The following is a 7,382-nucleotide window of genomic DNA, read 5'->3' as shown; positions in this document are numbered from 1 at the left end:
CCCGGCTGCCGACGCCGCGCCGTCCACGCGTGCCCCGGTCACCGCCGTGGAATCGGCGGCGCCGGTGGCGCGGCCCGTGGCCTTCGGCGCGGCCGAAGCCTCGCCCCGCTCGCAGGCGGCATCGCCCGCCGAACCGGCCAGCGCCGAACTCACGGCGATGTTCGAGATCGCCGTCGACGCGATGATGGACGTGCTGCGCGCGCGCGCCGAGCTGAAGAACAGCTTCCGCCTGCCGGCCACGCTGATCCAGCGCTCCGAGAACAACCCGCTGAAGTTCGCACCCACCGCGCGCGAGGCCGTGCGTCGCCTGCTCGCGCCGCCCGACAACGGCTTCCTGGCCGGCAGCGCGGCGCTGGCCGACGCGGCCGACGACATCCGCAACCACCAGATGGCGATGCTGGCCGGCGTGCGCTCGGCCTTCGAGTCCCTGCTCGCGCAGTTCGACCCGGCGCGCATCGAGCAGGAGTCCGAAGGCGGCGGGCGGCGGCTCTCGCTGGGCGGCAACCGCCCGCGCCACTGGGAGCGCTACAAGGAGCAGTTCGAGGCGCTCACGCGCAATCCCGACGAATGCTTCCGGCGCCTGTTCGGCGACGAATTCGCGCGCGCCTACGAGGAACAACTGGCGCGCCTGAAGCAGCGCCGCCCCTGAGACGAACCGGTTTGCCGCCGCGCTACGCGACGCGCCCGACATGAAGAACTCTTGATCGACGATCCGATATGACCCAGAGCAATAAAGTGGTATGGAGCGAGGGCCTGTTCCTGCGGCCCCAGCACATGCAGCAGCAGGAGCGCTACCTGGAGCGCTACGTGGAGCTGCGCGCCGGCGCGCTGCGTCCGCACGCGTGGGGCTTCCAGGAGCTCGAGCTGGAGAGCGACCTGCTCGCGATCGGCAAGCTCGGCATCAAGCGCGCGCGCGGCGTGTTCCCCGACGGCACGCCGTTCGCGATGCCCGGCGACGATCCGCTGCCGCCGCCGCTCGACATCGAATCGAACTGGCGCGACCAGGTGGTGCACCTGACCTTGCCGCTGCGCTCGGCCACCCAGCCCGACAGCGCCTGGCCCGGCGCCGATGGCGACCAGTTGTATCGCTACCGGGTGCGCGAGGCCGAGGTGCGCGACGCCTCGGGCAGCATGGAAGGGCTGACCGCGCTGGAGGTGGCCGGCATGAGCGCGCGCCTGGTGCCCGACGCGCAGCCCACCGAGGGCCTGATGCGGATCCCGGTGGCGCGCGTGGTGGAGTGCCGTGCCGATCGCCGCGTGGTGCTCGACGAGGGCTTCATGCCCAGCGCGCTGAACACCGAGGCGGCCGCGCGGCTGGTGACCTTCCTCTCCGAGCTGCTGGGCCTGCTGCACCAGCGCGGCGAGGCGCTGGCCGGGCGCGTGGCCGAGACCGATCGCGGCGGCGCGGCCGAGATCGCCGACTTCCTGATGCTGCAGGTGATCAACCGCTACCAGCCGCTGGTGGCGCACCTGGCCGCCGCGCCGCTCTTGCATCCCGAGGCGCTCTACCAGTTGCTGATCGAGCTGGCCGGCGAGCTGGCCACCTTCACGGCGCCGGGCAAGCGCGCGCAGGCCTTCCCGCCGTATCGCCACGAGATGCTGCGCGAGAGCTTCGAGCCGGTGATCGTGGCGCTGCGTATCGCGCTGAGCGCGGTGCTCGAGCAGAGCGCCGTGCCGATCCCGCTGCAGCAGCGCAAGTACGGCGTGTGGGTGGGCGTGGTGCCCGACCTCACGCTGCTCGACACGGCAACCTTCGTGCTGGCCGCCAAGGCCGACATGAAGGCCGAGGACATGCGCCGGCAATTGCCGACGCAGTCGAAGATCGGCCCGGTCGAGAAGATCCGCGACCTGGTCAACCTGCAACTGCCCGGCATCGGCGTCTCGCCGATGGCCGTCGCGCCGCGCCAGCTTCCCTACACCTCCGGCTTCCTCTACTTCGAATGCGACCGCAATTCGTCGATGTGGCGGATGCTGAAGACCTCGGGCGGCATCGCCATGCACTTCGGCAGCGGCTTCGCGGGCCTCGACCTGCAATTCTGGGCGGTGCGCACATGAGCGAAGGCAATCGCAGGGACGATCGCGCGCCGCGCGTCGACGCCACCGTGCTGCGCCCGCAAGGCAGCAGCGGCTCGGGTTCCGGCTCCGACGACGCGACCCGCATCATGGCGCCGCGCGCGGCCGGCGCCGATGCCGGCGCGACGGTGATCTCCGGCGGCGCTTATGCGGCGGCGGGCGGGCAGGGCGGCGCGCGTTCCGCCCCGCGCCCCGCGCTGCGCGCCGAGCTCGGCGACTTCATGAGCGGCGTGGCCAATCCGCTGGTGCGCGCGGCCAATCCGCTGCTGCTGCTGACCGTGCAGCTTCGCCACAGCGTCGCGCCGCCGGCCGACGTGGCGCGCCTGCGCGAGCAGGCGGTGGCCCAGGTGCACAGCTTCGAGAGCTACGCGCAGGGCGCGGGCATCAACACCCAGACCATCATGGCCGCGCGCTACGTGCTCTGCACCATGCTCGACGAGGCCGTCAACAACGCCCCCTGGGGCGAGCTGAGCGGCTGGGCGCAGAAGACCCTGCTGGTCACCTTCCACGGCGAGACCTACGGCGGCGCGAAGTTCTTCCAGATCCTCGATCGCCTGAGCGTGGACTTCTCGCGCCATCTCGACCTGATCGAGCTGATGTACATCTGCCTGGCGCTCGGCTTCGGCGGGCGCTACCTGGTCGAGCCGGGCGGCCTGGGGCGCCTGGCCGACATCCAGGACGACCTGTATCGCCGCATCCGCGGCCTGCGCGAGGCGCCGGCCGCCGAGCTCGCGCCGCACTGGCGCGGCGTCGAGGATCGCCGCAATCCGGTGATGCGCCACGTGCCGCTGTGGGTGGCGATGGCCGCCGCCGCGGTGATCCTGCTGGCCAGCTTCCTCTACTTCTTCACGCGCCTGAACGGCCTGGTGGAGCCGGTCAGCGCGCAGCTTGCCGCGATCGGCCTGCAGAACGTGCCGCCGCCGCAGGCCAACGCCGCGCCCAAGCCGGCCGGCAAGAGCCTGAAGTCGCTGCTCGCGCCGCTCGAGCAGGCCGGCGCGCTGGCCGTCGACGAGCAGCCCGACGGCCGCGCCACGGTGCGCCTGGCCGCGGGCCTGCTGTTCCCCTCGGGCGGCGCCGACATCGCGCCGGCCGAGATGCCGCTGCTGCGCCAGGTGGCGGCCGCGCTGAACCAGGTGAAGGGCCGCGTGATCGTGGTCGGCCATACCGACGACCAGCCGATCCGCTCGCTGAAGTTCAAGGACAACTTCGCGCTGTCGACGGCGCGCGCCCAGAACACGCTGGCGATCCTGGCCCAGGGCCTGGACGATCCGCGCCGCCTGGAAGCGAACGGTGCCGGCTCCTCGCAGCCGATCGCCACGCCGCCGAGCCTGCCGGAGAACCGGGCGCGCAATCGCCGCGTGGAAATCCTCTACATCCCGGAGAACTGAACCCATGAACCTGCTGAAAACCTGGGTGCGGTCCCGGTGGTTCGCCTCGGCGGTCGGCCTCGCGCTGATCGCCGTGCTGATCTGGCTCGGCGGCCCCTATCTCGGCCTCGGCGATCGCCAGCCGCTGGCCAGCCCCGCCGCGCGCCTGGCGCTGATCCTCGCGCTGGTGCTGGCCTGGCTGGTGGTGCTGCTGGTGCTGCAATGGCGCGCCCAGCGCAAGACCGCGCGCCTGTCCGGCGAGCTGGCCGGGCAGGAGGCCAAGCTGGCCGCCGAGGAGCCGGGCAGCGCCGAGCGCGCCGCCTTGCAGCAGCGCTTTCGCGAGGCGATCGACACGCTGCGCCGCACGCGCCGCAACGGCCGCAATCTCTACGCGCTGCCCTGGTACGTGGTGATCGGGCCGCCGGGCTCGGGCAAGAGCACCCTGCTGCAGAATTCCGGGCTCGATTTCCCGCTGTCCGAGCGCTTCGGCAACAAGGCGCTGCGCGGCATCGGCGGCACGCGCGACTGCGACTGGTGGTTCACCGACGAGGCCGTGTTCCTCGACACCGCCGGGCGTTACACCACGCAGGATTCCGATGCGGCCGCCGACGCCTCGGCCTGGCAGGCCTTCCTGACCCTGCTGCGCCGCTATCGCCGCCGCCGGCCGCTGAACGGCGTGATCGTGACGATGAGCGTGTCGGACCTGCTGAGCTTCGACGAGACCGCGCGCCAGCAGCACATGCGCGCGGTGCGCCGGCGCCTGGACGAACTCACGCAATACCTGAAGGTGCCGGTGCCGGTCTACCTGGTGTTCACCAAGAGCGACCTGGTGGCGGGCTTCGGCGAGTTCTTCGACGACCTCGGCCCCGAGCTGCGCGCCCAGGTCTGGGGCATGACCTTCCCGCTCGAGGCCAGCCTCGACGGCAGCGCCTGCAGCCGCTTCGCGGGCGAGTACGACCTGCTGCTGGAGCGCCTCAACACGCGCCTGATCGAGCGCCTGCACGCCGAGCGCGATCGCGGCCGGCGCGCCGCCGTGCTGAGCTTCCCGCAGCAGCTCGGCGCGTTCCGCGAGATCGCGCGGCAGTTCGTGGAAGGCACCTTCGGGCGCAACGAATACGGCACGCCGCCGCTGCTGCGCGGCGCCTACCTCAGCTCGGGCACGCAGGAAGGCGCGCCGATCGATCGCATGCTCGGCGCAGTGGCGCGCACCTTCGGCGTCGATGCCGCGCGCGTGCAGCCCGGCACCTGCCAGCGCCGCACCTTCTTCGTCGAGCGCCTGCTCAAGGAAGTGCTGTTCCGCGAATCGGGCCTGGCCGGCACCAACCCGCGCCTGGAGCGCCAGAAGCTGCTGGTCCAGATCGCCGCCTATGCCGGCATCACCCTGTTCACGGTGCTGATGGTGGCCGGCTTCGCCACCAGCTACGCGCGCAACCGCGCCTACGTGGCCGAGGTGCAGGACAGCCTGAAGGACCTGCCCGGCGCCGACACGCTGGCCGGGCAGCCCGACTTGCGCAGCTATTTCGCGCGCGCGCTGGCGCGGCTGGAGGTGATCTCGGACACGCAGGATTCGGCGGGCCGCTATCGCGATCATGTGCCGCTGCTGATGCGCTTCGGGCTGTTCCAGGGCCGGGCGCTCTATGCGCAGGCGCATGGCGCCTACCTGCGCGAGCTCGACGGCACCCTGCTGCCCGGCGTCGGCCTGCGTTTCCGCGAGGGGCTGACCGACAGCGCCAACGATCCGCAGACGCTGTACGGCTACCTGAAGGGCTACCTGATGCTCGGCGAGCCGCAGCACCTGGTGCCCGACGAACTGGCCGCGCTGGCGCGCCAGGAATGGCAGCGCCTGTTCCCCGACGATCCGGCGATCCGCAAGGAGCTCGACAAGCACTTCACGGCGCGCGTCGAGGATCCGCAGAAGCCGCGCGCGCTGTCGCTCGACAGCGGCCTGGTGGACCAGGCCCGCGCCACGCTGAAGACGGCCGACCTCGCCACCCTGATCTACGGCAGCGTCAAGCTCGACGCCGATCGCTCCGGCGTCTCGCCGGTGCGGCTCGACGAATCGCTGGGCCTGCTCGGCAACGTGTTCCGCCGCAAGAGCGGCACGCCGCTCGCGCAGCCGCTGCCGGTGCTGTTCACGCGGCCGTATTTCGCCTACGAGGTGAACGGCGGGCTGGATCGCTCGGTGGACGGCTTCGTCAAGGACTACTGGGTGTTCGACACGGGACGCGTCGATCCGCTGGCGCGCTCGCGTTACGCGCAGCAGGTGCTCACGCTCTACGAGCAGGACTACATCCGCAACTGGGACGGCCTGCTCGGCGATCTGCAACTGCAGCCGGTGGTCAGCATCCAGGACGCCAGCGCGCTGGCCGCGAAGCTGTCGGGGCCGAGCTCGCCGCTCAAGGCGCTGCTGAACCTGGTGCGCGACAACACCAGCGACCTGCTGCGCAGCGGCCCGGCCGGCGCCAACGGCGCAAGCGGCGTGGCGGGCGTATCGGGCACCGAGGTGGGCGACCAGGCCAAGACCATCGGCGAGAACATCGCCGCGCGCCGCGCGCTGAACACCAGGCTGGCCGGCGAGCTGCGCACGGCCGGCGCGCCGCTGCCCTACGGCGTGACGCTGGCCTCGCGCAACAACGGCGGCGGCCAGGACGCCGGCAGCCAGCCGGGCGCGGCGATCGAGGCGCATTTCGCGCAGATCGACCAGCTGAGCCTGGGCTCGCCCGGCGCCACGCCGCTCGATCACACGATCGGCGTGCTCGACCAGCTTGGCAAGACCCTGCTGACCATGAACGACCTCAGCGATCCGAGCGCGCAGAACAACCCGGCCCTGCTGTCGGCGCGCCAGGAAGCGCAGCAACTGCCGCCGCAGGTGGCGGGGCTGATCTCGGGCCTGACCGGCAAGAGCGCCGACCTGGTGGCCAGCGGCGGCAGCGCCGCGCTGGCCGACCAGTTCCGCGCGGCGGCCGGCAACGACTGCGCGAGCTTCGTCGACGGCCGCTACCCGTTCGCCTCGGGCGGCGCCACCGACATCCCCCTGCAGAACTTCACCGAGCTGTTCGGCGGCGGCGGGCGCTTCGACGCCTTCTTCAAGTCGGCGCTGGCCGCGCGGGTCGACACCGGCGGCAGCGCCTGGCGCTGGAAGCCGAACATGCCGCCGGGCCCGAACGGCGTGCTGGCCGGCGCGCAACTGGCCGACGAGATCCGCCAGCTCTACTTCGGCGGCGGCGCCCAGGTGCATGTGGGCTTCACCCTGCTCGCGCCGCAGTTCGACACCGCGATCGCGCGCGTGGTGGTGGAGGTGGACGGCCAGAAGTACGACTTCACCGCCAATGCCGCCAGCGTGGCCTCCAGCTCGATGAGCTGGCCCGGCCCGCAGCCCGGCCATGTGGTGATCAGCGCCTTCGACGGCTCGAACCACCCGGTCGGCACGCCCTACAAGTTCGACGGCGACTGGTCGCTGTTCCATGCGCTCGACGCGGGGCGCCTGCAGAAGGAGGGCGAGCTGCGCTTCACGGCCAGCTACGACTTCGCCGGCCATCCCGTGAAGCTGACGATCCAGCCCGCCAGCCTGCGCAATCCCTTCCTCAATGACGCGGTGCGTCGCTTCAGGTGCCCGCGATGAGCGGCGGCGTGGGGTTCTACGGCAAGCTGCCGGGCGCCGGCGATTTCGTGAAGCGGCGCCTGCCGGTCGATTTCATCGAGGCCTGGGATCGGCATTTCCAGCGCGCGGTCGAGACCGGCCGGCGCGAGCTCGGCGAACGCTGGGGCGAGTCCTGGCGCAACGGCCCGGCCTGGCGCTTCGTGCTGCCGCCGCAGGTGTGCGGCAGCGGCGCCTGGTGCGGCCTGACCGGGCCCGCGGTCGACCGGCTCGGCCGCGCCTTCCCGATGGTGCCGGCCGCGCCCTGCACGGGCGACGTCGCGCGCATCCTCGGCAACAGCGAC

At 71.9% G+C, this 7,382-nt stretch carries 5 protein-coding genes; all 5 read left to right on the top strand.

Annotated elements, in window-relative coordinates; genetic code table 11:
- Positions 1-649, top strand: a 649-nt coding sequence (gene tagH, locus F3J18_RS34460) for a type VI secretion system-associated FHA domain protein TagH (RefSeq protein WP_166916571.1), incomplete at its 5' end; no start/stop codon positions are given.
- 68 nt (positions 650-717) lie between these two features.
- Positions 718-2,055 (top strand): type VI secretion system baseplate subunit TssK, encoded by a 1,338-nt coding sequence (tssK, locus tag F3J18_RS34455; RefSeq protein WP_013689209.1) that lies wholly within the window; start codon positions 718-720, stop codon positions 2,053-2,055.
- On the top strand, positions 2,052-3,461 hold the full coding sequence (gene icmH, locus F3J18_RS34450; RefSeq protein ID WP_166916569.1) for a type IVB secretion system protein IcmH/DotU: 1,410 nt from the start codon (positions 2,052-2,054) through the stop codon (positions 3,459-3,461). The genes tssK and icmH overlap by 4 nt, the downstream gene beginning before the upstream one ends.
- 4 nt (positions 3,462-3,465) lie before the next feature.
- Positions 3,466-7,062: a type VI secretion system membrane subunit TssM gene (gene tssM, locus F3J18_RS34445; protein WP_166916567.1), complete on the top strand. Its 3,597-nt coding sequence runs from the start codon at positions 3,466-3,468 to the stop codon at positions 7,060-7,062.
- The coding region (gene tagF, locus F3J18_RS34440; RefSeq protein WP_166916566.1) for a type VI secretion system-associated protein TagF at positions 7,059-7,382 on the top strand (324 nt) is incomplete at its 3' end. The genes tssM and tagF, both read left to right, overlap by 4 nt.

The organism is Burkholderia sp. Ax-1720 (assembly GCF_011753035.1).
GTDB classification, from domain to species: Bacteria; Pseudomonadota; Gammaproteobacteria; order Burkholderiales; family Burkholderiaceae; genus Burkholderia; species Burkholderia gladioli.
Note: the sequence above shows the minus strand (reverse complement) of the source record. Positions and strands in the feature narration are given on the sequence as shown.

Excerpts from the sequence above, each read along its gene's own strand:
- tssK (WP_013689209.1), top strand. The coding sequence starts at position 718 with ATGACCCAGAGCAATAAAGTGGTATGGAGCGAGGGCCTGTTCCTGCGG.
- tssM (WP_166916567.1), top strand. The coding sequence starts at position 3,466 with ATGAACCTGCTGAAAACCTGGGTGCGGTCCCGGTGGTTCGCCTCGGCG.
- icmH (WP_166916569.1), top strand. The coding sequence starts at position 2,052 with ATGAGCGAAGGCAATCGCAGGGACGATCGCGCGCCGCGCGTCGACGCC.